Annotated in this window: 16 protein-coding genes and 3 rRNA genes; 9 read left to right on the top strand and 10 right to left on the bottom strand. The window is 44.4% G+C overall.

The features are described 5' to 3' along the window. Nucleotides 1-8: 8 nt before the first annotated feature. Nucleotides 9-659 carry a cytochrome c biogenesis heme-transporting ATPase CcmA gene (ccmA, locus tag SWOO_RS23905; protein ID WP_012327233.1) on the bottom strand — a complete coding sequence of 217 codons (651 nt, stop codon included), beginning with the start codon at nucleotides 657-659 and terminating at the stop codon, nucleotides 9-11. Nucleotides 660-1,005: 346 nt separating this feature from the next. On the opposite strand from ccmA, the gene SWOO_RS23900 reads away from it, so the two are divergent. Then, entirely contained in the window at nucleotides 1,006-1,299 is a 294-nt protein-coding gene (locus tag SWOO_RS23900; protein WP_012327232.1) for a c-type cytochrome, read from the top strand. Nucleotides 1,300-1,708: 409 nt separating this feature from the next. Here the strand turns inward: SWOO_RS23900 and ccmI are convergent, their stop codons facing one another. Then, a complete protein-coding gene (gene ccmI / locus SWOO_RS23895) occupies nucleotides 1,709-2,959 on the bottom strand; it encodes a c-type cytochrome biogenesis protein CcmI (RefSeq protein WP_012327231.1) in 1,251 nt (416 codons plus the stop codon). A 407-nt stretch (nucleotides 2,960-3,366) separates the two neighbouring features. On the opposite strand from ccmI, the gene SWOO_RS23890 reads away from it, so the two are divergent. The 7 genes from SWOO_RS23890 (at nucleotide 3,367) to rrf (ending at nucleotide 12,655) form a co-directional block, all read left to right on the top strand. Continuing rightward, nucleotides 3,367-5,346: a heme lyase CcmF/NrfE family subunit gene (locus SWOO_RS23890; protein WP_012327230.1), complete on the top strand. Its 1,980-nt coding sequence runs from the start codon at nucleotides 3,367-3,369 to the stop codon at nucleotides 5,344-5,346. A gap of 17 nt (nucleotides 5,347-5,363) precedes the next feature. Further along, nucleotides 5,364-5,921, top strand: a complete 558-nt coding sequence (locus SWOO_RS23885; RefSeq protein ID WP_012327229.1) for a DsbE family thiol:disulfide interchange protein — start codon at nucleotides 5,364-5,366, stop codon at nucleotides 5,919-5,921. Between the two features lie 8 nt (nucleotides 5,922-5,929). Next, nucleotides 5,930-6,400, top strand: a complete 471-nt coding sequence (gene nrfF, locus SWOO_RS23880) for a heme lyase NrfEFG subunit NrfF (RefSeq protein ID WP_374700170.1) — start codon at nucleotides 5,930-5,932, stop codon at nucleotides 6,398-6,400. Continuing rightward, on the top strand, nucleotides 6,397-6,972 hold the full coding sequence (locus SWOO_RS23875) for a TlpA disulfide reductase family protein (RefSeq protein WP_012327227.1): 576 nt from the start codon (nucleotides 6,397-6,399) through the stop codon (nucleotides 6,970-6,972). Before nrfF ends, SWOO_RS23875 begins: the two co-directional genes overlap by 4 nt. A 702-nt stretch (nucleotides 6,973-7,674) precedes the next feature. Then, nucleotides 7,675-9,217 (top strand): 16S ribosomal RNA (locus SWOO_RS23870). A 311-nt stretch (nucleotides 9,218-9,528) separates the two neighbouring features. Beyond that, nucleotides 9,529-12,423 (top strand): 23S ribosomal RNA (locus SWOO_RS23865). Nucleotides 12,424-12,539: 116 nt separating this feature from the next. After that, nucleotides 12,540-12,655: ribosomal RNA gene (rrf, locus tag SWOO_RS23860) — 5S ribosomal RNA — on the top strand. The 16S, 23S and 5S rRNA genes sit together here, the layout of an rRNA operon. A gap of 646 nt (nucleotides 12,656-13,301) precedes the next feature. On the opposite strand, the gene glnG is transcribed toward rrf, so the two are convergent. The 3 genes from glnG to SWOO_RS23845 form a co-directional block, all read right to left on the bottom strand. Beyond that, complete coding sequence (gene glnG, locus SWOO_RS23855) at nucleotides 13,302-14,717, bottom strand: nitrogen regulation protein NR(I) (protein ID WP_041417845.1); 1,416 nt, start codon at nucleotides 14,715-14,717, stop codon at nucleotides 13,302-13,304. Nucleotides 14,718-14,760: 43 nt separating this feature from the next. After that, entirely contained in the window at nucleotides 14,761-15,807 is a 1,047-nt protein-coding gene (glnL, locus tag SWOO_RS23850; protein WP_012327224.1) for a nitrogen regulation protein NR(II), read from the bottom strand. Between the two features lie 123 nt (nucleotides 15,808-15,930). Beyond that, nucleotides 15,931-16,482, bottom strand: a complete 552-nt coding sequence (locus tag SWOO_RS23845; RefSeq protein WP_012327223.1) for a DUF4124 domain-containing protein — start codon at nucleotides 16,480-16,482, stop codon at nucleotides 15,931-15,933. Nucleotides 16,483-17,067: 585 nt separating this feature from the next. Between SWOO_RS23845 and SWOO_RS23840 the strand changes: the two genes are divergently transcribed. Beyond that, the gene (locus SWOO_RS23840) at nucleotides 17,068-19,167 is read left to right on the top strand and encodes a S8 family serine peptidase (protein WP_012327222.1); all 2,100 of its coding nucleotides are present in this window, start codon (nucleotides 17,068-17,070) and stop codon (nucleotides 19,165-19,167) included. A gap of 142 nt (nucleotides 19,168-19,309) precedes the next feature. Here SWOO_RS23840 and SWOO_RS23835 read toward each other — a convergent pair whose 3' ends face one another. The 5 genes from SWOO_RS23835 to glnA form a co-directional block, all read right to left on the bottom strand. Further along, nucleotides 19,310-19,729: a hypothetical protein gene (locus SWOO_RS23835; protein WP_012327221.1), complete on the bottom strand. Its 420-nt coding sequence runs from the start codon at nucleotides 19,727-19,729 to the stop codon at nucleotides 19,310-19,312. Then, nucleotides 19,726-20,943, bottom strand: a complete 1,218-nt coding sequence (locus SWOO_RS23830) for a dicarboxylate/amino acid:cation symporter (protein ID WP_012327220.1) — start codon at nucleotides 20,941-20,943, stop codon at nucleotides 19,726-19,728. Before SWOO_RS23830 ends, SWOO_RS23835 begins: the two co-directional genes overlap by 4 nt. A 90-nt stretch (nucleotides 20,944-21,033) precedes the next feature. After that, on the bottom strand, nucleotides 21,034-23,880 hold the full coding sequence (locus SWOO_RS23825; protein ID WP_012327219.1) for an ATP-binding protein: 2,847 nt from the start codon (nucleotides 23,878-23,880) through the stop codon (nucleotides 21,034-21,036). Nucleotide 23,881: 1 nt separating this feature from the next. Next, entirely contained in the window at nucleotides 23,882-24,838 is a 957-nt protein-coding gene (locus SWOO_RS23820) for an ABC transporter substrate-binding protein (protein ID WP_012327218.1), read from the bottom strand. Nucleotides 24,839-25,004: 166 nt separating this feature from the next. After that, the gene (gene glnA / locus SWOO_RS23815) at nucleotides 25,005-26,414 is read right to left on the bottom strand and encodes a glutamate--ammonia ligase (RefSeq protein WP_012327217.1); all 1,410 of its coding nucleotides are present in this window, start codon (nucleotides 26,412-26,414) and stop codon (nucleotides 25,005-25,007) included. Nucleotides 26,415-26,446 lie beyond the last annotated feature (32 nt).

Raw genomic sequence — 26,446 nt, 5'->3', positions numbered from 1 at the left:
TATCAACCCTATACAAATCGATATTCAAGACTTATTTTACGAAGTATATCGTCACCGATAATGCCCATATCTTGATGTGTGGTTAGTACGACACATCCACCACGCTTTGAGTGGGCAAGAAATAAGTGCTCTAACTCTTCGACACCCTTTTTATCAATTGCAGTAAAAGGTTCATCCAGAAGCCATATTTTACAGTTAGTATGCCAGAGCCTTGCTAGTGCTGTACGTCTGTGCTGTCCCGCTGAAAGGTGACCAGCTAGCGCTTCTTCAAATCCGGCTAAGTTAACCTTGGCTAAGATATCTCCAGTTTCGAACTCATCATAACCGCTTATCCTTAAATTGAAGTTAAGGTTTTCTTCGGCAGTGAGCTCGCTTTTTACGCCAGCGAGATGGCCTAGGTAGAGGAGGTCGTCGTTAAATTCATCTCTTACCCGAGTGATATTCTCACCTTGATAATGGACGTCACCAGCATAGGGGCGTGATAAACCTGCTAAAATACGAAGTAGGCTAGTCTTACCTGAACCATTTGGACCTTCAATCTGGACAATTTCACCGGCTGTGATCTCAAAACTGAGTTCATCAAACAGAATTCGTTCTTCACGAATGCAGGTCAATTGATTGGCCGAGAGCAGGGCTTTTGAGCTGTTTTGTTCTACCACTGAATCCTCTATATCAAGCCGAAAGTTAACACAAATGATATTATCACAATCCCTTTTATGGGTTTAGTAATGGTTGACTTTTAGTGTCAGCAATTTGATATGCTTCCAAAAAATGAAACCTTTTAACAAAAGAGGTGGAACTTTTTCAACTTTTGCTAATATAGTACCGAATATCTCATCTCTTTTGTGCTTTTAGCGTTCTTACTTTGATTAAAGTCATAAAAGGTGCGATTTATGCAAGTTTGTTGTATTCTTGAATAGCTAGAATAATAGTCTGCCTTACTCGAAGTGATGAGGAAAAGGGCAGCGTTGAGCTTTGTACGAATTTGCATTAGGAACATCGAACATGAAAAAACTGTTAGCAATGACTGCTGTAGCAGCACTGACTTTGTCTGCAAGCGTTTCTGCACAAGAAGGTAAGGCTGTCTACGATAAGGCATGTCAAGTATGTCACAGCATGGGTGTAGCTGGCGCTCCAAAAGCACACGATGCTGAGGCTTGGGCCCCTCGTCTTGCTCAAGGTATGGATACTCTAGTCTCTACAATCAAAACTGGTAAAGGCGCTATGCCACCAGGTGGCATGTGTACTGATTGTACAGATGAAGATTACAAGAATGCTATTGACTACATGTCAAAGTAATCTTGTCATTGCTCTTATTAAGAGTAAGAAAGCCGGCAATTAGCCGGTTTTTTTATGCCTGAAATTCAGCCTTATATTCTTTAGAATGCATAGGCAATAATACCAATCAGTATAAAGATTTGATCGCTCAGCGAGAGTTTAGCGGTTCTGAGGCAAGACAACGAGTGAAGAGCATAGTTATTCTACGGTTTAGCTCGTTAACACAGCATCAGCACCGCTAAAACTCGCCTGTAAGGAGTGTTTTTGGCTGCCTACTTCTGCGTTGAATGAACTCACAAGGGAACAGCCATTCCATCATCCATTCGCCTTGAATTAGTTTGCCAAAAGGCACTCTGAGTAGATCAACTTCTTATACTGATTGGTATAAAAGGCCTGCAAATGCAGACCTTTAGTTTAATCATGTCAGTAATTATTTGACTTGAGTGTCGATAATTAGCTGAGCGGTATCACCGACATTAACCATTGCAAGGTGACCTTTAAGATCGCCTGATTGTGGTTTAACCGTTCCATGTTTAGACAGAACCGCAATAATCTCAACTTGCTTAGCTCCACTTAACTTCACATCGCCGCCCATAGAGGTCGTGTCATCCAATGTGATTGTTGTTGGTAGCGATTTTGCGGAGACTTTAACTGCAGCTAATGGCACCTTAGGGCCTTCAGTGTTGCGAGCGAAGATGAATAGCATGTCTGAACTGCCAACCTGCTGAGCTAGTTCATCTGATACTGAAACTTCGACATTAACAGTCTTAGCCGTGTTTTGAACATTGGCATGGGCTGCGTCATTTGGCATTTCGCCGGTATCTGCCTGCATTCTCATCTTAGCGCTATCGATAGCATTAATGATGGCACTACGATCGACATCTTTACGGTCGCTATCGAGAATGATCTGCCATGAATCTATCGCTTTCTGATAATTAGCAGTAAAGAATGAATCCATACCTACTAACAGAAGTGTTGATGGGTCTTCAGGATCCAGAGACAGAGCTTGATCAACAATAGCTTGTACCGCAGGTGTCATCTGCTGGTTTGCCTTGTAGTACATGGCTGTCGCTTTTGGTCCGAGTAGCTCAGCGTGTGTGCCTACTAATACCATTGCTTTATCGAAAGTCTTTATCGCGTCATCATAACGGTTGGCAGATATGTAACTATGGCCAAGGCTAAAGAGTAACTGGCTGTTCTCAGGCTCAGCTTTAGCTTGCGCTTCCATCATCTGTAGACGTTGTTGCATAACTTGATCTGCAGTCATGCCAGCATGTGGGCTAGCTTGCTCTGTTTTGTCTAAGTTAGCGTAGGCGCCTAAGCTGGTATAAAAGTATCCAGAGATACCTAATACGGCAACAGACATAACCACAGGCCATAGTAAGCCTTTTGGTTTCATCTTAGTGACAAGAGACTCATCACTACTACCTTGCTTCATATCTTGGAGTAAGCTTATCTCAAGCTCTTTTTTGAGGGCGTCGAACTCAACTTGATCTAGCTGTTCATCTTCAAGTTCTTTCTCTAATGTTGCAAGACGATTGTTAAATAGTTCGAGGTTTGTTTGTTTACGTACCCCAGCTTCTTCCGTCTGCAGCATCTTTTGCTGTCGAAAGTGAGGAAACCAAATCAGCACTAGGCTGACTAATAAGAAAAGCGCAATAAAAATCCAAAGAGTGGTCATTATTTCTTTTTCACATTAGTTAGAAAAAAGCGGATATACCGCAGGAGTAGGGATAGGATTATACGGAAAGATTATTCATTGAACAGTAATATAAGGACTTATCTAGCGTAAAAAGTGATAGTTGGGGACTGGTTCACAGTTCGTTTCTATTTTTGAAAATTGGTTGAAACTTAAGTTTCAAGTAAGAGTCAGAGCTTAAAATTGACTGCTTTTTATAACGATATGCTTGGTTTTTGTTAACGAAGAATGAGACTAGCAACCCATATTTGTTCGAAAGAGGCAGACAGATACAATAGCAAATACTAAAATGACTCAAAATTTGTACCTTGAGTAGTGTAAGCTGCAAACTCATATGTGTTGAATTAGCATTTGTTAATTCAATTCATCAATAGGACTGAGGAAACCCCATGATCCCTGAATTAGGACACCTGTCGCTGATAATAGGTTTGGCATTTGCCTTTCTATTGGCTAGCGTTCCTTTAATTGGTGTTGCACGTAAAGACCAATACTTAGTGCGTTATGCTTGGCCATTAAGTTATGGCATGTTCTTCTTTATTTTCTTATCTGTTATCGTTTTAGGCTACAGTTTTGCTATCGATGATTTCTCGGTCGCGTATGTTGCCCATCACTCAAACTCTCAATTACCTATCTTCTTTAAGATTGCTGCAGTATGGGGTGGACATGAAGGTTCTCTGCTTTTCTGGGTATTCTCTCTGTCTGTTTGGACTGCGGCGGTAGCTTATTTCAGTAAGGGGCTAGAGGAGGTCTTTACTGCCAGAGTATTGTCAGTATTAGCCTTGATCATAATAGGTTTCACTCTCTTTATGATTTTGACCTCAAGTCCATTTGAGCGCTTATTCCCGACGCCAATGGAGGGACGAGATCTTAACCCTATGTTGCAAGATGTGGGTCTTATTTTCCACCCACCGATGCTTTATTTAGGCTATGTTGGTTTTGCTGTTAGCTTTGCATTTGCTATCTCTGCACTGATGGGCGGACGCCTTGACTCAGCCTGGGCTAGATGGAGTCGTCCATGGACACTTGCTGCTTGGGTATTCCTAACAGGCGGTATTTCTCTAGGTTCTTGGTGGGCATATTACGAGCTAGGTTGGGGCGGTTGGTGGTTCTGGGATCCAGTCGAAAACGCCTCATTTATGCCTTGGCTGATTGGTACTGCACTACTGCACTCAGTGATCGTCACCGAGAAGCGTGCTGCTTTCCGTAACTGGACTGTACTACTGTCAATCTTTGCCTTCTCACTAAGTTTGCTTGGTACCTTCATTGTTCGTTCTGGTGTGTTAACGTCAGTTCACTCATTCGCCGCGGATCCAAGTCGAGGTATGTTTATCCTCCTCCTCTTAGGGCTGGCGGTTGGTGGCTCATTGACCCTGTTTGCATTCCGGGCCAGTGAGATGAAGAGCCCTGCTCGTTTCGAGCTTAAATCTCGCGAAACTATGCTGTTAGTGTGTAACATTCTACTGACTGTAGCTTGTGGTACCGTTCTTCTTGGAACCCTTTACCCGCTGCTTATCGACGCTCTTAATATGGGTAAGATCTCTGTAGGACCTCCATACTTTAATGCTGTGTTCGTACCTATTGTTCTGGTTCTATTTGTCTTTATGGGTATAGGCCCTAACATTCGCTGGAAAAAATCAAAGGCGGGTAGTTTAAAGGCTAAGTTGCTTGTTCCTGCGGTTATTGCAGCGATTGTCGGTATTGCAGCGCCATTTATGGCGGACGGTAAGTTCAACGTTTGGGTTATGTTAGGTATCGCTACCGCAGTGTGGGTTACTTTAGCAACTTTGCGTGCTGGTTATGACATGATGAAGGCGAAAGATGGTTCACTGAGCTTAGCGCGTATCAATCGTAGTCAGCTAGGTATGATCATCGCCCACTTAGGTATCGCAGTATCAGTTGTCGGTGGCACCATGGTATCGAACTACTCAATTGAAAAGAGCGTTCGCATGGGACCTGGTATCCAACAAGAGCTTGCTGGTTATACCTTTAACTACATCGAGACGAAAAACGTTGTAGGACCTAACTACACGGCTCAACAGGGACAGATTGAAGTCACAAAAGATGGCGACCTAGTCACCCTATTAAGACCTGATCGACGCCAGTACAATGTTCGTACTATGGACATGACAGAGGCGGGGATTGATTGGGGCTTGTTCCGTGATCTGTATGTCACCATGGGTGATCCTATTAGCAGAACAGAGTTTGCAGTACGCCTGAACTACAAACCGTTCGTTCGCTGGTTATGGTTCGGAAGCATCTTTATGATGGTGGGTGGATTCTTTGCCGCATCAGATAAACGCTACCGTGCAAAAAAAGTAACAGAAGCATCGAAGTCTGATGCTAAGAAAGCAAAATTAGCTACGGCTTAACTTGAATTGGGGCAAGTATGAAGAAGAGGCTAGTACTATTTATTCCTTTGGTACTATTTTTGGTGATGGGGGTGTTCCTTTATAAGGGACTCTTCCTTAATCCTCAAAAGCTAGACTCTGCACTTGAGGGAAAGCCAGTTCCGGCTTTCCAACTTGAGCGTCTAGAGGACCGAAATGAGATAATCACTAACGAAAGCTTAAAGGGTGAGGTTGCTCTATTGAATGTGTGGGCAACTTGGTGTCCATCATGTAAATATGAACACCCCTATTTAATGCGCTTTGCACGTCAAGGTATTCTGCCTATCTATGGTATTAACTACCGTGATGAGCGTCCACTGGCGATTCGCGAATTAAATCGTGAAGGTGACCCTTATACTAAGAATATCTTTGATCATGATGGTCGCTTAGGTTTGGATCTTGGTGTGTATGGTGCACCAGAAAGTTACTTAATCGATCATAATGGCATTATTCGTTACCGTTATGCGGGGCCGATCGATCAAAGGATATGGAGTGAAACCTTACTTCCTATGATTAAAGAACTTCAGGCTGCAGCTAAATTGGATGGTGCTTCATGATTAAGTATATGGTTCAAATATGCAGCGCACTGCTTTTATCGCTGACTTTGATCTCAGGGGCAGTAGCAACTCCTGTCGACACTTATGAATTTAAGTCGATGGATAATCAGAAGCGAGCATTGGAATTAGCGCACTCTCTGCGCTGCCCACAATGTCAGAATCAGAACCTAATTGATTCAAATTCTCCAGTAGCTCAAGATCTACGTCTTGAAGTTTATCAAATGGTGGATGCTGGTAAAGATGATGACGAAGTGATTGAGTTTATGACCAGTCGTTACGGCGAATTTGTGCTTTATAAGCCAAGAATGGAAGCTAAGACATACGCACTATGGTTAGGACCTGTTGCACTGTTAATGTTTGGTCTATTTATTGGTTTTATGTTTATACGCAAACAACGTATTACTGAAGTCGATGAGCAAGAGATTAGCGTAGAAGAGCAAAAAGAGTTAGATAAGTTACTTAAGCGAGATGATAAATGAAGCTAATCGCTGATTTGCTTAAGGTATCTTTATTAGTTGCTAGTTGTTTTTCTATTAGTACCGTTTCTGCATATCCAGGTATGCAGAAACAGGCAGAAGGTGAAAGTCAGACTAATGTCGGGCTTATTAGCATCTTGCCTCAGCCTTTTCCTATTACTGCAGTCCCATTTAAAGATGAACAGGGTAAAGCTGTAGATTTTAGTCAGTATAAAGGGAAAGTCCTGATGGTAAACATGTGGGCAACTTGGTGCCCTCCATGTGTACGTGAGCTTCCAGCTATTTCACGCTTGTCTGAAAAGTTCGATAAACAGGACTTTGAAATTTTACCTATCTCGATAGATCTCGAAGGAAAGGGTAAGGTTGAGCCTTTTCTTAAAGAGTTAGGAATGGAGTCTTTTAACTCGTTTTATGATGAGACGCAAAACCTGAGAGAGGTATTTCCACTTGATACAATTCCAGCGACGTTTATCTTAAACAGTAAAGGCGAGCTCATCGCATTTGTTCGTACCTTTGTTGATTGGGACGACAAACAAGCGGCAGACCTAATACAGGGCTTTATTGATAAACAGTAAAGATGCAGGAATATGTATAGATAGAAGGGGCGTTAAGCCCCTTTTTTGTATCTTAAACTCCAAAATTGTATCTATATCAAGCGTATTGAGTGATAAAAAGACACTTAAAGCGCTAAACGCATTTTTCTCAATAAAAGCCCTTGCACAGTTGCGAGTAATCCCTATAATGCGCATCCACTGACACGGCACAGCAGGCCAATCGCTCTTAGCAAACGCTAGATAGAATGGGACTTGCAGCAAGTCAGTACCTCTTCTCTGTTTATTAAAAAGAGTCGAGGTTGAATCAAAACTCCTCGGAGATTTGATTCAGGTGACAAACGCTTTAAGGGCTTCGGGTTTTGTTTCTTTTACGAGAGTGTTTCACTCTGCTGATTAAGAAATCATCGCTTGAAAAACTTCTTCAAATAAGCGCTTGACGCCAACCACGGAGAGTGTAGAATACGCCTCCTCAAGCCAACGACCAAGCGTCAACGGCCACACAATAGTGTGATGCTCTTTAACAATTCAAAACAAGAAATCTGTGTGGACACTCACAGGTGTTGAGTTATTCGAAATTGCTTTCTTGTCCTTCGGGATGTAAGCAATCAAAATATTACTCGATGAATGAGTGTTCATAGAATCGAACTTAGTTCGGTTCGCTATATAAACAGTATAATTCATTGAGCCGTTCTTCATTCTTAATCGGATGAGAACAAAAAACTTTAATTGAAGAGTTTGATCATGGCTCAGATTGAACGCTGGCGGCAGGCCTAACACATGCAAGTCGAGCGGAAACAGAAAGTAGCTTGCTACTTTGCTGTCGAGCGGCGGACGGGTGAGTAATGCCTAGATATCTGCCTAGTCGTGGGGGATAACAGTTGGAAACGACTGCTAATACCGCATACGCCCTACGGGGGAAAGGAGGGGACCTTCGGGCCTTTCGCGATTAGATGAGTCTAGGTGGGATTAGCTAGTAGGTGAGGTAATGGCTCACCTAGGCGACGATCCCTAGCTGTTCTGAGAGGATGATCAGCCACACTGGGACTGAGACACGGCCCAGACTCCTACGGGAGGCAGCAGTGGGGAATATTGCACAATGGGCGAAAGCCTGATGCAGCCATGCCGCGTGTGTGAAGAAGGCCTTCGGGTTGTAAAGCACTTTCAGCGAGGAGGAAAGGTTAACGGTTAATAACCGTTAGCTGTGACGTTACTCGCAGAAGAAGCACCGGCTAACTTCGTGCCAGCAGCCGCGGTAATACGAGGGGTGCAAGCGTTAATCGGAATTACTGGGCGTAAAGCGTACGCAGGCGGTTTGTTAAGCCAGATGTGAAAGCCCCGGGCTCAACCTGGGAATTGCATTTGGAACTGGCAAACTAGAGTCTTGTAGAGGGGGGTAGAATTTCAGGTGTAGCGGTGAAATGCGTAGAGATCTGAAGGAATACCGGTGGCGAAGGCGGCCCCCTGGACAAAGACTGACGCTCAGGTACGAAAGCGTGGGGAGCAAACAGGATTAGATACCCTGGTAGTCCACGCCGTAAACGATGTCTACTCGGAGTTTGGTAACTTAGTTACTGGGCTCCCAAGCTAACGCATTAAGTAGACCGCCTGGGGAGTACGGCCGCAAGGTTAAAACTCAAATGAATTGACGGGGGCCCGCACAAGCGGTGGAGCATGTGGTTTAATTCGATGCAACGCGAAGAACCTTACCTACTCTTGACATCCACAGAACTTTTCAGAGATGAATTGGTGCCTTCGGGAACTGTGAGACAGGTGCTGCATGGCTGTCGTCAGCTCGTGTTGTGAAATGTTGGGTTAAGTCCCGCAACGAGCGCAACCCTTATCCTTATTTGCCAGCGAGTTATGTCGGGAACTTTAGGGAGACTGCCGGTGATAAACCGGAGGAAGGTGGGGACGACGTCAAGTCATCATGGCCCTTACGAGTAGGGCTACACACGTGCTACAATGGTCGGTACAGAGGGTTGCGAAGCCGCGAGGTGGAGCTAATCCCAGAAAGCCGGTCGTAGTCCGGATTGGAGTCTGCAACTCGACTCCATGAAGTCGGAATCGCTAGTAATCGTGGATCAGAATGCCACGGTGAATACGTTCCCGGGCCTTGTACACACCGCCCGTCACACCATGGGAGTGGGCTGCACCAGAAGTAGATAGCTTAACCTTCGGGAGGGCGTTTACCACGGTGTGGTTCATGACTGGGGTGAAGTCGTAACAAGGTAGCCCTAGGGGAACCTGGGGCTGGATCACCTCCTTACCTATACGACTAACTCGATGTTTGTTGAGTGTTCACACAGATAACTTGTTCTTGTTAGAGCGAGTGGCACGCCTTTACGGCGATGCTTGTTCTTTAAAAATTTGGAAAGCTGATAGTATTAATTTAACGATTAATGCGAAATAAATAATTGAGTTCTCAAACACTTAAATCAAGTGCCGAAGGATTTACCTTAGGGTAATGAGTTCATGAGTATTCTTTTGGCGAAAGTAAACACCATTAGTTGCGATACAACGACTGAGCTTACCCGCTTGGTAGAGTTTGTTTCCTTGTGAAACTTATTTGGGTTGTATGGTTAAGTGACTAAGCGTATACGGTGGATGCCTTGGCAGTCAGAGGCGATGAAGGACGTAGTAACTTGCGAAAAGCGTTGGCGAGCTAGTAACAAGCATTTGAGCTAACGATGTCCGAATGGGGAAACCCACTTACATAAGTAAGTATCATTAACTGAATACATAGGTTAATGAGGCAAACCCGGGGAACTGAAACATCTAAGTACCCGGAGGAAAAGAAATCAACCGAGATTCCCCTAGTAGCGGCGAGCGAACGGGGATTAGCCCTTAAGCGTAGAGGGTGTTAGTGGAATGAGTTGGAAAGCTCAGCGGCACAGGGTGATAGCCCCGTACATGAAAACTAACTTTACGTGAAAACGAGTAGGACGGGACACGTGACATCTTGTCTGAACATGGGGGGACCATCCTCCAAGGCTAAATACTCCTGACTGACCGATAGTGAACCAGTACCGTGAGGGAAAGGCGAAAAGAACCCCTGTGAGGGGAGTGAAATAGAACCTGAAACCGTATACGTACAAGCAGTGGGAGCGGTTCTTGAGACCGTGACTGCGTACCTTTTGTATAATGGGTCAGCGACTTACATTTTGTAGCGAGGTTAAGCGAATAGCGGAGCCGTAGGGAAACCGAGTGTTAACTGCGCGTTTAGTTGCAAGGTGTAGACCCGAAACCCGGTGATCTATCCATGGGCAGGTTGAAGATTGAGTAACATCAATTGGAGGACCGAACCGACTTATGTTGAAAAATGAGCGGATGACTTGTGGATGGGGGTGAAAGGCCAATCAAACCGGGAGATATCTGGTTCTCCTCGAAAGCTATTTAGGTAGCGCCTCGAGCGAATACCATTGGGGGTAGAGCACTGTTAAGGCTAGGGGGTCATCCCGACTTACCAACCCTTTGCAAACTCCGAATACCAATGAGTACTACTCGGGAGACACACGGCGGGTGCTAACGTCCGTCGTGAAAAGGGAAACAACCCAGACCGTCAGCTAAGGTCCCAAAGTTATTGCTAAGTGGGAAACGATGTGGGAAGGCTTAGACAGCTAGGATGTTGGCTTAGAAGCAGCCATCATTTAAAGAAAGCGTAATAGCTCACTAGTCGAGTCGGCCTGCGCGGAAGATTTAACGGGGCTAAGCAATACACCGAAGCTACGGGTTTGCACCTTTGGGTGCAAGCGGTAGAGGAGCGTTCTGTAAGCCGTTGAAGGTGAAGGGGTAACCCACACTGGAGGTATCAGAAGTGCGAATGCTGACATGAGTAACGATAAAGGGAGTGAAAAACTCCCTCGCCGAAAGACCAAGGGTTCCTGTCCAATGTTAATCAGGGCAGGGTGAGTCGACCCCTAAGGCGAGGCCGAAAGGCGTAGTCGATGGGAAACGGGTTAATATTCCCGTACTTCTGCTAACTGCGATGGAGAGACGGAGAAGGCTAGGCTAGCGCGGCGTTGGTTGTCCGCGTTTAAGGCTGTAGGCTGTTCACTTAGGCAAATCCGGGTGAACATTAGGCTGAGAGTTGATGACGAGGTCCTAAGGGACTGAAGTAGTTGATGCCATGCTTCCAGGAAAATCTTCTAAGCTTCAGGTTAGTAGGAATCGTACCCCAAACCGACACAGGTGGTTGGGTAGAGAATACCAAGGCGCTTGAGAGAACTCGGCTGAAGGAACTAGGCAAAATGGTACCGTAACTTCGGGAGAAGGTACGCTCCCGACGGTGATGAGACTTGCTCTCTAAGCTGTTGGGAGTCGCAGATACCAGGTGGCTGCAACTGTTTATCAAAAACACAGTACTGTGCAAACTCGCAAGAGGAAGTATACGGTATGACGCCTGCCCGGTGCCGGAAGGTTAATTGATTGGGTTATCTTCGGAGAAGCTCATGATCGAAGCCCCGGTAAACGGCGGCCGTAACTATAACGGTCCTAAGGTAGCGAAATTCCTTGTCGGGTAAGTTCCGACCTGCACGAATGGCGTAATGATGGCCACGCTGTCTCCAGCCGAGACTCAGTGAAGTTGAAATTGCGGTGAAGATGCCGTATACCCGCGGCTAGACGGAAAGACCCCGTGCACCTTTACTATAGCTTGGCACTGAACATTGAACCTACATGTGTAGGATAGGTGGGAGACTTTGAAGCAGGAACGCTAGTTCTTGTGGAGTCAATCTTGAAATACCACCCTTGTAGCTTTGATGTTCTAACTCTGGCCCCTGAATCGGGGTTGAGGACAGTGCCTGGTGGGTAGTTTGACTGGGGCGGTCTCCTCCCAAAGAGTAACGGAGGAGCACGAAGGTTGGCTAAGTACGGTCGGACATCGTACGGTTAGTGCAATGGCATAAGCCAGCTTAACTGCGAGACATACACGTCGAGCAGGTACGAAAGTAGGTCATAGTGATCCGGTGGTTCTGAATGGAAGGGCCATCGCTCAACGGATAAAAGGTACGCCGGGGATAACAGGCTGATACCGCCCAAGAGTTCATATCGACGGCGGTGTTTGGCACCTCGATGTCGGCTCATCACATCCTGGGGCTGAAGTCGGTCCCAAGGGTATGGCTGTTCGCCATTTAAAGTGGTACGCGAGCTGGGTTCAGAACGTCGTGAGACAGTTCGGTCCCTATCTGCCGTGGGCGTTGGATGATTGAAGGAAGCTGCTCCTAGTACGAGAGGACCGGAGTGGACGAACCGCTGGTGTTCGGGTTGTTATGCCAATAGCATTGCCCGGTAGCTACGTTCGGAATCGATAACCGCTGAAAGCATCTAAGCGGGAAGCGAGTCCTAAGATGAGTCATCCCTAGGGATTTAATCCCTCTAAAGAGCCGTTCGAGACTAGGACGTTGATAGGTCAGGTGTGTAAGCGTTGTGAGGCGTTGAGCTAACTGATACTAATGACTCGTGAGGCTTAACCATACAACCCAGATGGGTTTTATGAGTAGCTAGTGTGATTACTTCATAAGCACAAAAGAATACGAACTTGATTTAAGTTTGAGACAATTATTTAAAGCTTTCTAAATTTACCAAATTAGTCTGGAAACAATAGCATTGTGGTCCCACCTGATCCCATCTCGAACTCAGAAGTGAAACGCAATCGCGCCGATGGTAGTGTGGGGTCTCCCCATGTGAGAGTAGGTCATTTCCAGGCGCCTAATTTACTCGTAAAGAGTAGTAGAGAAGCCACCTTATTAAGGTGGCTTTTTTGCTTTTGGGGCTTTGTAAAATTATTAACTTTACGTCTCGAATTTACCAGTGCTGATATCAGGTGGCTGCTCCACTTAAGCACGTACGTGCAATGCTTACCCCGATGTCGACCCGTCGCTGAGCGGGCTCCCCCGCTACGAAGGCAAGCTTCTCCGCGTTCAAGCAAGCCTGAATACTTCGTATTCAAAACGGCTTACTTTCACCCCCATGTGATAGGCAGTAAATAGCTCCTGCATTTACTGCATTCCCTACATCCATGTCGGTTATAGGGTGAAGTATGTGTGCTCATGAAGCGAAGCTTTATACACTTACGTAACGCGGAGGGCTTGCCTGAAGCTGTCCATGACAGGCGTCTCTGCCTACTCCCAATGTCGGTCGATAATTGCATCCTGCATAATCAACACTTCCGAGATTTGATGTTTAGGATTAACAAATGCCTTAGTGGCTGGGGCAAGGGAAGGCTTTATCGGTCAAGGTTTCTAGGCTTATTTTTCTATCGGTGTTGAGTCGATGTGCGATAGGAAGACTGCTTAATTGAAATGAAAAAGCCTACTTTAATAAGTAGGCTAGGTGAGGGTAGTTTAGCGCTATTAATCCATAGATAACTCTTTGAGTTTTCGGGTGAGCGTGTTTCGCCCCCAACCTAAACGTTTGGCGGCTTCCTGCTTATGACCATTGGTGTGGGCTAAAGCAGTTTGTAGCAGAATACGTTCAAAAGCCGGCTGCACTTCAGTGAGGAGGTCATTCTCTCCAGCAGTGAGTCGCTCATCGATCCAAAGCTTCAATGATTCCTGCCAGTCTGCAGGCTCACCTGTGGATAATGAGTTGGTTTGACTCGGTTCTTGTAAAAGCTCAGGGGGGAGATCTTGAGGTAAAATCTCCTGCCCTGAGGCCATCACCATTAACCACCGACAGGTGTTTTCTAGCTGTCTTACATTCCCTGGCCAAGGGAGCTGAGAGAGCTTCTCTGCCGTCTCCTTGGTGAGTGATTTTGGTTCTACGGCAATCTCTTTAGCCGCGGAGCTTAGGAAGTGACGTGCTAACTGTGGAATATCTTCCCTGCGTTGTGAGAGCGCCGGTAAGTGGACGCGTATGACGTTTAACCTATGATAGAGATCTTCTCTGAACTCTCCCTTTTGAACCAGAAGCTCCAAGTCTTGGTGGGTTGCAGCTATGATCCTTACATCCACTTGAACTGGCGAATGACCGCCAACGCGATAAAACTGCCCGTCAGCTAATACGCGCAGTAAACGGGTTTGAACATCGAGGGGCATATCACCAATTTCATCGAGGAAAAGCGTGCCTCCATTAGCTTGTTCGAATCGCCCTTGTCTTACTGCTGCTGCCCCTGTAAATGCGCCTTTTTCGTGGCCGAAAAGCTCAGATTCAATAAGATCTTTAGGGATCGCTGCCATGTTAATTGCAATAAAAGGCTTCTCTTTGCGTGGGCTGTGTTTGTGAAGGGCGCCAGCAACAAGCTCCTTACCTGTTCCAGATTGTCCATTAATTAGTACGCTGATGGAGGAGCGTGAAAGGCGGCCAATAGCTCTGAACACTTCCTGCATAGCAGGTGCTTCGCCTATGATCTCTGGCGCTTTTACCGTTAGCTCATCGTTTTGCTTTACAATCTGTTCATTGGAGTGGGTTAAGGCCCTCTCCACAAGTGCAATCGCTTCGTCAATGTCGAATGGTTTGGGCAGGTATTCAAATGCGCCTGCTTGGTAAGCATTGACCGCACTATCGAGATCAGAATGCGCAGTCATTATGATGACCGGTATGTGAGGGTAGTGAACCTGAATTCGCTCAAGTAGTGTTAACCCATCTGTGCCTGGCATTCTAATGTCTGAAATAATGACTTTAGGCTGACCATGATCTAGTGCATCCCAAAGTGACTCAGCAGCAGCGAAGCTGGTACTGCTTATCTCTGCCCCTTTTAATGCCCGCTCAACAACCCAGCGAATAGAGCTATCATCATCGAGTACCCATACCTGTTCATTCATACTCATCTATCCTTTAGGTCTTTTACACAGTTCTTTAGTTTGCTGTGGATTAATTATTGTTTTCAATTGGCAGTAAAATGGTGAACTCTGTTCCAGCAGAGGTTGATTGGCAGTCGATTCTACCTCCATGCAATCTGGCAAAGTTGTGCGAGATTGATAAACCTAGCCCTGAGCCATTATCTCGTCCAGTGACCATAGGGTAGAAGAGAGTGTCCAATAGCTCAGGTTTTACCCCAGGGCCATTATCTATAATCGATAGTGCTAGTACTAACTTGTGCCTTTCGGTTCCTATTGTTACCTGATGCTGCGTGCGTGTCTTAATAAGAATATTCCCACCACCGCATTCCAAGGCTTGAACGGCATTTTGTACTATGTTGAGTATCGCCTGTTGTAGTTGCTCAGGATCCATCTGGATATCAGGTATAGATGGATCATAATCTTGCTCTAAATCTATATTTTCTGGGAGCGCCATAGAAACAAGCTTTAGTACTTTCTGAATAACTTCATGGATATTATGCAGACTATGTTTAGTCGGCTTTTGCGGGCCAAGTAAACGGTCAACTAAGTTTCGTAACCTATCGGCTTGCTCAATGATGAGATCAGTAAACTCATTGAGTTGGGGATCGTGTAGCTCTCTGGATAATAGTTGTGCTGCACCACGAAGACCGCCCAACGGGTTTTTAATTTCATGAGCTAGGTTTCGTACTAGGTACTGCGCAGCCTGCTGCTGAGCATCAAGGGTTAGCTGCTGGTGAATACGCAGTTGTTGGTCGACCTGACGCAGCTCTAGCAACGCAAGACCCTGCTCTTGTTCTAGAGGAGAAAGAGTAATATCAACTGTATGATGCTGATTATCAAATGTAATTAATGAAGCAGTATTAACCGTTAACCCCTGATTTTCCTTAATAGACTCTGTTAGTAGTTCATTACTAACACCAATAAGTCGAAAATTATCAGCAAGGAAATGTTCTGTTAAGCGATGAATTCCGACACCTAATAGCTGTTCTGCAGCCGCATTTGCGTAGCAGAGTTTTAGATCTGCATCGATCACAATCACAGCAGTGACCAGATTATTGAGCAGGTGTTTTGTATCCATCAGTATTCCTATTGGCCTAATTGCACCATTATGGTGCACCAAACTAGTGCAAGCTGCAACTATCTTTTAAGGAAGCAATTTAGGTGAACTGACAGATTAACCTTATGTATTTTAGAGAGTTAATTAACTCCCTTTACCAAATGGTGTCGGTTTTTTGCTGTTATTCACAATTGCTCTGTGAAGATAGATCTTTCTTGGTGGTGACGATGCAAGTTGTTTGCCGTTTTGAGCCACCGCTTTGATAACAAAGGTGTGTTCACCACGAGGAATATTCTTAAGGCTGAAGATAGGCGTTGTTTGAGCGGAACCCATAACCTTGTCATCCATGAGGATGACTAAAAGGTGATCAGGTTTTAAATCTGGGGAGATACGTGCCATTACTGTGACATCACCACTGTTCTCTCTTATTGTTTCCTCCTCTTTAGGAGATTGAATCCTTACGGAGTACTGTGTCGATGGGGCTAACTCTTCATTGTTATCTGCGTTTCTGGAAATAGCTTGAATTGGGGAAGGCGTTATTTGGTTTTGGGTATTACTTTTGAACTCAACCTCTTCTGAGTTTTCAATTGGCTTATCTGAAAAGTGAGTTTTGCCATCTTTATCGACCCATTTATACACGGCGGCAGAAGATGCAAAGGTAAATGCCAGCAGAAAAAAGGTGAGAAGTAAGCGCATAAAAGGTCCTTTGTAGCATGTTTGTAAACCTTTATAGATTAGCCGTTTTTAGATTAAAAATCATGGTAAAAGCTAACTAGTTTATTCACTAAAATAGCCAATCAAGTTTATGAATATGGATGAGACTTAAAACTGAAATCAATGAATGTTAAATGAAGCCAACGGTTACCAGTTTTATATGACAGCAGAACAGTTGGCTTATACCCTTGATTTATATGTAATTCTATTAGGTTATGATATTTTCGTTGCTTGAATTTTACACAGCTATAATCCCTAAGGTTAAAGCTGCTTAAGTGTGTGTTATAAGTTATTGATTAATAATATTAAATTCATTTCTGTAGAATATTTGTTCTAACCGTATCTAAATATTTACGCATTTTTTACATGTCAATTATTTAGCTGGTCGTTACAGTAAGTTACTGATAATTAGTTTGACTGACTAATAAAGTTACGCTTAATTAAATGCGAGTAAAGTGAATAATTAGTTATTCGCATTACTTGTTTGACATGTAAATACACGGCTCCTGTTGACGTGTTTAGTTGTCGCGTTTTCACAGCGAGCTTCACACAATGTGAAGGTACATAATGAAAACAATAAATAAACAGAAACTCCCTTTAGCAGCAGCTTTTACCCTGAGCTTAGTTGCCGCTGCCGTTAATGCTCAAAGCCAAAACTTGGTGCAATCCACTGTTGATCAGAAACAAGCACAGCGCTTTATAGTGCAGATGACCGATCGCAGTATTATTAGCTTACAGCAGGGCAAATCTTCGCCAGCTGTGTTTACCCAAGCCAAAGTTGATTTGATGCAACAAACCGCCGCAGGTGTTAGCGCCGAGGTCGTTTTGCCGTTGCCACAAATCAATGCAATGGCAGTTATGCTCGATAGTGAGCAATACCAAGCGTTATCTGCAGATCCGAATGTTGCGCTGGTTGAGGTTGACCCTAAGCGTTACCTGATGGCCGAATCATCACCTTATGGTATTGGTATGGTGCAGGCTAATTTAGTTTCGGATAGTCAAACTGCCAATCGAAAGGTGTGTATCACTGATACTGGCTATACCCGGGGCCATAGTGATCTGCCCAGTACGGGCGTAACTGGAGACGATGGTTATGGCAGCAATAATACCGGTAACTGGTACAGTGATGGCAATGGCCATGGTACCCATGTTGCGGGCACCATTGCGGCTATTGGTGGTAATAATCAAGGCGTAGTTGGCGTTAACCCGTCGGGATTAGTCGGCTTGCACATTGTTAAGGTGTTTGATGACAGTGGAAGTTGGGCTTATGGTTCAGACATGGTTGCTGCTGTTAACCAATGTGTGGCGGCAGGTGCGGATGTGATCAGTATGAGTTTAGGTGGTGGTGCTGCATCATCTGCAGAGCGACAAGCGTTTGCCAATGCTACCAGTCAAGGCGTGTTGAGCATTGCTGCTGCGGGGAATGATGGCAACAGTACTCTGTCTTATCCTGCATCATATGATGAAGTGATGTCAGTGGCTGCTGTTGATAGTTCAGGTACTAAAGCGTCATTTTCGCAGTATAACTCACAGGTAGAAATTGCCGCGCCAGGTGTTGATGTGAACTCAACCTGGAATAATGGGGGTTATAAATCGATTAGTGGCACTTCGATGGCGACGCCCCATGTTGCCGGGGTTGCAGCTTTGGTTTGGAGTCATTTCCCAAGCTGTACACCCGCTGAAATTCGTAGTGCATTAAACGCCACTGCTGAAGATCGTGGCAGTGCTGGCCGGGATACTTCTTACGGTTATGGCATCGTAAAAGCCAAAGCCGCTTATGATTACTTACTGACCAGTAGTTGTGGTGGCGGAGGTGGGGTAGATCAGCCGCCAGTCGCCAACTTTAATGTGGCAGTCAATGGCAGTACGGTGAACTTTAGTAATGCCTCTAGCGATGATAATGGCATTAGCAGCTATTATTGGGACTTTGGCGATCAAACAAGTTCTACTCAAGCAAGCCCTGTGCATACTTATACCAGTAATGGTGACTTTAGTGTGACTCTGACGGTAACTGATACGGCTAATCAAACCAGTAGTAAGTCGGCAACAGTGTCGATTGGCAGCGGTGGCGGTGAAGGTTGTGATGGATTGAGCGCTTGGAATGCAAGTACCTCATACGCCATCGGCGATCTAGTCTCATATAGCAGTAGCAAATATGAGGCTACTTGGTGGTCAACGGGTGCGCAGCCTGACGTTTATTCCAATGTGTGGGCCGATCGTGGCGAGTGCAGTGGTGGCAGTAATCCTAATCAGCCTCCTGTGGCCAGCTTTAGTGCATCAGCATCTGGATTGACCGTAAGCTTTAGTAGTCAGTCTACAGATGACAACGCTGTCTCTAGTCATGCTTGGCAGTTTGGTGATGGTAGCGTTTCTAACCAAACTAATCCTGTGCACACTTTTGGTGCAAGCGGTGATTACCAAGTGAGCTTAACAGTTGAAGATGCTCAAGGCTTAAGTCATACACAGGTACAAACGGTTGCAGTAGCTGATGGTGTGCAGGGGTGCAATGGTTTAGCTAGCTGGTCGGCTTCAACTGTATATAACACAGGCGATCAGGTGGCATATAACAATGTTAAATATACCGCTAACTGGTGGACACAAAACCAAAATCCAGCTGATAACTCTGGACAATGGGCAGTGTGGAGCAATAACGGTAGTTGTAACTAAGTCGGAATGACTGACTTGATATTAAAGTAGAACCTTCGCTTTTTAGCGTTGCAGCAAGCCCAAGCTAACGTCGCTAGCTTGGGCTTTTTTCATTGCAAAGCCATGGTGTGGATTTGAGAAATAGAGATGGAACCCCAATTAGCTACTTAAGCTTACAGCTAGATGGGAGCTCTGTGAGTTTCATATAGACATTGGATATCTCAATAATAGCGTCGTAATCAGCAGCAAACCCATCGGAAAACGCTGGATGGCTGTTGCGATCTATTGGATGAATCGCGGCTTCGATATAGATAGGTTGATAAGGAGCATTGCGAGTTTCACTCAAGGCGAGTGAAAGCTGGTTTAACTCATCACTGGCTGGCGTTGCTGTCACCCAATAGGTTAAATGTTCTCCACAAGGTTGATAAGAGCTAACTTCATGACCCCAAACATATACTCCTTTATGTATCGGCTCAGATATGCTGCTTTTATTCTTATCTGATGTTTGCTTGTGTTGGCTTACCTGACAACCAATAAGGGGGAAGAATAGTACTATTATTGCAATGGCTAGTAAGCTCTTCATACGACAACTTCCTGATCTTTACTCTCTCTCTGTGTAAATCGCTCTATAATCTGTGTTGCATTGAGGTCGTGTACCACATTGATCACGGTTGAGGGCGCGTCAGTAACAGCGCCTATAATCACTAAGATAGGTATCGTCTCTAGAGGTAGACCAAGGGTTGTGACAATAAATATCTCTCCAAGAAACGCACCTCCTGGTACGCCTCCAATAACAAATGCGGATAAAACCGAGATTAAAACAGTGATGGCAAAGACCTCATGGGTAAACTCTAATCCTAGTAATGAGTAGATAAAGATAATCTTTAGGGCAGTGATCATCGAAGCGCCACCTTTGTTTAGGTTAACGAGCAGCGGCAAGCATATGTCTGCAATCTCCTCCTTAATGCCCATTTTATTCGCTGCTCTTATATTCACTGGCAAACTGGCCAATGATGAACTGGTTCCTAACGCAGTTGCAGCGGGTTCTATCGCATTACGCCAGAACTGATGGACCCCTTTTGCTCCACCACCTAACCATGCATATAAGCTTGAGCCCAATGTCAGGTAGATAAAAGAAGCAATAAAAAATAGGCCTATGGTATGTGCAAACGTTGTGATTATCTCTGGGTCTTGACTGGCCATGGTTGAAGCGAAATAGGCTCCAAGCCCAATGGGGGCGCCGTACATCAAGATAGACACTATTTTCATAATGACAGTGTTCAAACTATCAAGCATAGATGAGATGCGTTTGCCATCTTCGCCAGATTGTCCAATAGCGATGCCTGAAATCACCGACATGATGATTAAGGCAAGGATGTTTGATTTTGAGAGTAAACCAACAAAGTCATTGGTGGTTAACAATGAGACGAAGTCCATGCTTCCCTGCCCAGTTTGGATCTCTTGGGTCAGATCCAGTGTCACCCCTTGTGCAGGATCAAATGCCATTGCTAATCCAAGGATACCAACAGCGGGAACGATCGCCATGGTAATCGAGACAAGCATAACGGCCACTAATATTACGCCCAATCGCTTAAGGTCTGTCATTCTAGCGATGGAGGAGGTCACGCTAATAGCAACTAAGGGCACGATAATCATAAAGAGTAAATTGAGGAAAATCTGGCCTATAGGCTTTAATTTCAATGCTACTTCGGGAAGGGTTAAGCCTAAAGCTCCACCAAGCATCAGTGCTAAAAGTAATATGATTGATGTTTGATAGGCCCTAATGCTATGCCACATAATTTATCCGTTGTACTGTTTATTTTGGCGATGTGTTAACACGTTATAGCGGGTAATCTTAGGAGTCAAATTTGGCAGTTGTTTACAGCTTTAGCCTGAATGGCGTTGTTCATTTTTATTTGTGAGATGAGCGAGGTAAGTAAGTAAAGCTGTCTTGATATGTTCTGGCTCGAGTGGCTTGGAGATATAGTCATTCATGCCGATCGCTAGGCATTTTTCCTTGTCACCAACCATAGCGTTTGCTGTCATTGCTATGATGGGGAGGTTTTTGTAATGCTCCCCCGCTTCACCATCACGAATTTTGGCTGTGGTTTGGTAACCGTCTAGTTTAGGCATCTGACAGTCCATGAAAATCAGATGGTAGGGGTTATCTTGACTAGAGTCAGATAAAGCTTTCAAAGCTTGAATACCGTCGTTAACTATCTCAATTTCTAGACCAAACTCCTTGATGATCCCCTCGGCAACAAGCTGATTGACCATATTATCTTCGGCCAAAAGCAGCCTAGGCTGAGTGGGAGTGAAGTGATTTGTTAGAAGCCAGTCATCGCCAGAGTCCACTGTAACTTCATGAGAAGAGGAGGTGTGTGCTTGATTGTATTTGGTGAGCAGGGAGGCAAGTCTGATTTGTGAGATTGGTTTAGTGAAGGCTCCACAGATCTGCTTCTGTAAATAGTGATGAATAATCGGTGCATCTATTGAGTTGTAACTTAGCAAGGTTGTAATGTTTGATAGTAATGGTTCACTGTTTAGCTTCTCTAGCTCAGCTCTGATAGCTTGTTCTCCTGCTGATAGGCTCAAAATAATCAATTGGGGATGAGGGTTGGTTAATTTACTCAAATCAATAGTTTTGTCATTTCCCTTTACGACTAGTCTCTCAATATCTGCATTAAATTCTCTGAAAATCTTCTCAAGTATATTATCGGCAAACGAGGCTTTGCTTAGTAACAATACGGGGAGCTTATTGAGGTCGAGTATGGAGTTATCTTGTTTCATTGAGTTGGAGTCTGGTAGTTGGATCTCAAGGTCTACTACGAAGTGACTGCCTATATTCTCTTTGCTGGTAACTGAGATATCTCCATTCATCAGGTGGCTGAGGTGTTTTGCGATAGAGAGTCCTAGCCCTGTTCCACCGTAGTGTCGAGTGGTTGAATTGTCTGCTTGGCTAAAGGCTTGAAATATGTTTTCGAGCTTATCTTGCTTCATCCCAATGCCTGTATCTTGGATTGAAAAAGTCAGGCGATGATTATTATTTTTAGCGGTCAGCTTTCCGGTTACGATAATGCTGCCTTTAGGGGTAAACTTTATGGCATTCCCTATTAGGTTGGTTAAGACTTGGGTGATTCTCCCTGGATCTCCAGTAATATTCGCGGGTTTGATCTGGCTTATGTCTAGTGTTAATTCAAGGCTCTTCTCTTGCGCTCGAATGGCTAATGGCTGTATTAGCTCATCTAAAGTTTGATGCAGATTAAACTCGATAGACTCAAGATTGAGTTTTCCTGATTCAATCTTAGAGAAGTCCAGAATGTCATTGATTAGAGTAAGCAAAGACTTAGCACTACCTTGGGCTATCTCTAGGTGGTGTTGCTGATCTTGATCTAACTCAGTTCTGCTTAGCAGGCTAAGCATGCCTAGCACGCCATTCATTGGTGTTCGGATCTCATGGCTCATACAAGCAAGAAATTCAGATTTCGCTCTTCCTGTGGCCTCAGCCTCTTCACGGGCTTCATCCAGAGCCCAGTTATTAAACTCAAGATCCTGAGCATACTTTTCAATTTTCTTCTCATTGTTCCTTGTTTGAGTCTGATCTTCTATGCAGACAAAAAAACCATTTATCTTCCCATCCGCATCAATGTCTGGTACTTGAGTGATATGGAAGTTGAGCTCCTCACTATTGAGGTGTTGGAACTCAGCATCAAAGGTTAATGTCTCTCCTTTAAGGGTTTGTTCAATGAAGGGAGCCATAAGTTTAAAAAGTTTAGGGGGGATGATCGCCTCACAGGTGCGGTTCAACACCTCATTGCTTTCACAATCCAACCAGTTAAGGCTGTGACGGTTAATAAATTGAATTTTTTGTTTGGTATCGACATAGATCAAATGTACAGGAAGCACTCTAGTCATATTCTTTATATGGCGGTGAGATTTTTCCAGCTCCTTTTTTTGCAGTAGCTGAGTATGAACAGAGTGGTTATAGCTATTGGCAAGTATACTGAACTCATCCCTTGTAGAGATTTTTAGGGGCTTTGGGCTGATATTGCGTCCAGCTTGGTGCTTAAGTTGAGCTGTGATCTGAGATAGTGGGGTGAGTACCACCACTTTATGTATCCATAGGTTAATAAGCAGAAGTGAACTAAATGCACATATGACAATAAGCAGGTAGTTATTACGAGTTTGATTGATTCCTGCTTCTAATAGGGTTTTGTCATATTTGAAGTAGATGATGTAAGGCCTGAGGCGGTTTACTTCAGGATCGATTAAGTGAAATTGAACTGCATGGTGTAAATGGTTGCCAATAAACTCACCAGATTGTTGATCATGAACTCTTGCTGGATTAGTTAACAGCTCCATAATAGGAGCGGGAAAGACCTCTTTAGCTAACCTTCCATTATATTGAGTTAAACTATCGGCATTAACTCTCATATCAGATGACTTAATCACCGAAAGGCGATCAATATTTTTATTGGTTGTTAAGACCCCCACAATACGGATCATATTGGAGAGCTGGGAGTTGGTTTCTAGTGCGAGCTTTAATGTGTCGGTGATTTGAGTAAGCTCAATGCTAGCCTGCTCTTTTACTCTCTCTTGCGTCTCTTGAAAAAAATATATAGCCAGAATGCCACAGAGTAATGTACCTATAAACAGAGTGCTTAGGTTAAGCTTTAATGCGATGCTCCTTATGGTATGAGGTTGATTCTCTGTATCGGGAGACGGGCTTTCCATATTAAATCCCAGTATAGAAAAGCGTTTCTATATGCTCACATGAACTGTCAAATGCACCGACTTTATTGAGAGTGTCACAAACTGATTGAGCAAGGTTTGTTAGCTTCTTATTCTCTTTTAATAATTTATTTTGCTCTGGATTACTTAATAAATAGATGTCAGCAAGTGACTGACTAAACTCATCAACTGATATAAGTTCTCGTTCAGCCATCAACTGAATGGCTTCATCTGGGTGTTGTTCAAGATAGTCATAAGCTAGCTGCCAAGCTTGTTGTAGCTTAGGCACTAAATCTGGGTTGGCTTTTATCACATTTTGTGAAAAGGAAACGGTATCTAATATCTCATTTGGGATCTCTGCTGTGGTAAAAACTTTGTGACTCTTTTGGCTGGTGCTGTTTAAAATTTCAAATGAATAGGGGGGATAGGTGACCATGGCATCAATGTGGCCACTATTTAACGCTTGGAGAGCATTGCCCTGTTCCATATTAACGATCTCCACATCGTCTAGGGACATATCGTATACCGCAAGCGCTCTAGCTAAGATATAGATCCCCAGAGAGCTCACCTCACAACCCACTTTTTGTCCTTTGAGTTGGTTCAATGTTTTAAAGTCTTCATGGCTTACAATGAGATCGCCACCATTGGAGTAGTCTGCTAGCAAAACTATATTTAAGGGGTCTCCACCAAACTCTTGTGCCTGAACTGCTTCGACTATGGTGCTAGCAAAACCATCAACTCGGCCACTTATGTAAGCTCGCTGAGCATCGGAGAGTGTGGCTGTCTGAGAGAGCTTAATATCTAGCCCTACTTGTTTGAAAAAACCTTTACTTTCGGCGAGGTACAGTAATTCGTATCCTGGCCAAGGATTGATGGCGATGGTGATTGTTTTTGTTACTGGTTTGGGACTGCAAGCAACAAGTAGAAGAGAGATGAACAGACTGACTGTGAATCTTAGCATGGCAGCATTCTTAGTAAGTTAAATCTAGTTATTAGGTTAGTAGACAGAAGAGTTAATCGCCAACGAGACAGGGGCAATGATTGAAAGAGGTAACAGTTTTTAGATTAGGGAAGGAAAACAAAAAAGCCCTAATAAATTAGGGCTTTTAGAAGATATCGCTTAGGGATTATAAGCTGTAGTAAAGCTCGAACTCAACAGGGTGAGTTGTTTGGTTGATACGCTCAACATCAGCAGACTTAAGTGCGATATATGAATCGATAAAGTCATTACTGAACACATCACCGCGTGTTAGGAACTCACGATCAGCATCTAGACACTCAAGTGCATTTTCAAGCGACGTTGCAACGGTTGGGATCTCAGCAGCTTCTTCAGCTGGTAGGTCATACAGATCTTTATCCATCGCTTCACCAGGGTGGATCTTGTTCTGGATACCGTCAAGGCCTGCCATCAACATTGCTGAGAAGGCGAGGTATGGGTTAGCCATTGGGTCACCGAAACGAAGTTCGATACGACGAGCCTTAGCACTTGGTACCACTGGGATACGGATAGAAGCACTGCGGTTAGCTGCAGAATATGCAAGCATTACTGGTGCTTCAAAGTGCGGGATAAGACGCTTGTAAGAGTTCGTTGATGGGTTAGCGAATGCGTTGATAGCACGAGCATGCTTGATAATACCACCAATGTAGAAAAGTGCTGTTTCGCTCAATCCGCCATACTTGTCACCGGCAAAGATGTTAACGCCATCTTTTGCTAGAGATTGGTGAACGTGCATACCACTACCGTTGTCACCAACGATTGGCTTAGGCATAAATGTCGCTGTCTTGTTGTAAGCGTGAGCAACATTATGGATAACATACTTAAGTACCTGAACTTCATCGGCCTTAAGTGTTAGTGTGTTAAAGCGAGTTGCGATCTCGTTTTGACCAGCTGTTGCCACTTCATGGTGATGTGCTTCAACCACTTGGCCCATCTCTTCAAGTACAAGACACATTGCACTACGGATATCTTGTGAAGAGTCAACAGGAGCAACTGGGAAGTAACCGCCTTTAACACCAGGACGGTGACCCTTGTTACCATCTTCGTAGCTAGTGCCTGAGTTCCATGCTGCTTCTTCAGCATCAACCTTGTAGAAGCAACCAGACATATCTGAGCTGAACTTCACATCATCAAATAGGAAAAACTCTGGCTCAGGACCAATTAATACTGTGTCAGCAATACCTGTTGAGCGTAAGTAATCTTCAGCTTTCTTAGCAATTGAGCGAGGGTCACGGTTGTAACCTGTCATTGTGCCTGGGTTAAGGATGTCACAACGGATATTAGCTGTTGTCTCTGCAGTGAAAGGATCGAGTACAAAGCTTTCAGGATCTGGCATTAACACCATGTCTGATTCGTTGATGCCTTTCCAACCTGAGATTGAAGAGCCATCGAACATCTTACCGTCTTCAAAAAAATCAGCGTCCACTTGGTGGCTAGGGATTGAAACGTGTTGCTCTTTACCTATCGTATCGGTAAAACGCAAATCAACAAACTTAACTTCCAGTTCTTCTATTTGTTGTAAAACTAATTCAGCTGACATTCTGAGTCTCCGAGTAGAGTAAAGGGATATCC

The organism is Shewanella woodyi ATCC 51908 (genome assembly GCF_000019525.1).
GTDB lineage: Bacteria > Pseudomonadota > Gammaproteobacteria > Enterobacterales > Shewanellaceae > Shewanella > Shewanella woodyi.
Note: the sequence above shows the minus strand (reverse complement) of the source record. Positions and strands in the feature narration are given on the sequence as shown.

What these genes read in the sequence shown, in the direction of transcription:
- SWOO_RS23845 (WP_012327223.1), bottom strand. Translation starts at nt 16,482, where the DNA reads ATGCGCTTACTTCTCACCTTTTTTCTGCTGGCATTTACCTTTGCATCT.
- SWOO_RS23835 (WP_012327221.1), bottom strand. Translation starts at nt 19,729, where the DNA reads ATGAAGAGCTTACTAGCCATTGCAATAATAGTACTATTCTTCCCCCTT.
- SWOO_RS23900 (WP_012327232.1), top strand. Translation starts at nt 1,006, where the DNA reads ATGAAAAAACTGTTAGCAATGACTGCTGTAGCAGCACTGACTTTGTCT.
- glnG (WP_041417845.1), bottom strand. Translation starts at nt 14,717, where the DNA reads ATGAGTATGAATGAACAGGTATGGGTACTCGATGATGATAGCTCTATT.
- SWOO_RS23840 (WP_012327222.1), top strand. Translation starts at nt 17,068, where the DNA reads ATGAAAACAATAAATAAACAGAAACTCCCTTTAGCAGCAGCTTTTACC.
- nrfF (WP_374700170.1), top strand. Translation starts at nt 5,930, where the DNA reads ATGGTTCAAATATGCAGCGCACTGCTTTTATCGCTGACTTTGATCTCA.
- SWOO_RS23875 (WP_012327227.1), top strand. Translation starts at nt 6,397, where the DNA reads ATGAAGCTAATCGCTGATTTGCTTAAGGTATCTTTATTAGTTGCTAGT.
- SWOO_RS23825 (WP_012327219.1), bottom strand. Translation starts at nt 23,880, where the DNA reads ATGGAAAGCCCGTCTCCCGATACAGAGAATCAACCTCATACCATAAGG.
- SWOO_RS23830 (WP_012327220.1), bottom strand. Translation starts at nt 20,943, where the DNA reads ATGTGGCATAGCATTAGGGCCTATCAAACATCAATCATATTACTTTTA.
- SWOO_RS23885 (WP_012327229.1), top strand. Translation starts at nt 5,364, where the DNA reads ATGAAGAAGAGGCTAGTACTATTTATTCCTTTGGTACTATTTTTGGTG.
- SWOO_RS23820 (WP_012327218.1), bottom strand. Translation starts at nt 24,838, where the DNA reads ATGCTAAGATTCACAGTCAGTCTGTTCATCTCTCTTCTACTTGTTGCT.
- glnA (WP_012327217.1), bottom strand. Translation starts at nt 26,414, where the DNA reads ATGTCAGCTGAATTAGTTTTACAACAAATAGAAGAACTGGAAGTTAAG.
- ccmI (WP_012327231.1), bottom strand. Translation starts at nt 2,959, where the DNA reads ATGACCACTCTTTGGATTTTTATTGCGCTTTTCTTATTAGTCAGCCTA.
- SWOO_RS23890 (WP_012327230.1), top strand. Translation starts at nt 3,367, where the DNA reads ATGATCCCTGAATTAGGACACCTGTCGCTGATAATAGGTTTGGCATTT.
- glnL (WP_012327224.1), bottom strand. Translation starts at nt 15,807, where the DNA reads ATGGATACAAAACACCTGCTCAATAATCTGGTCACTGCTGTGATTGTG.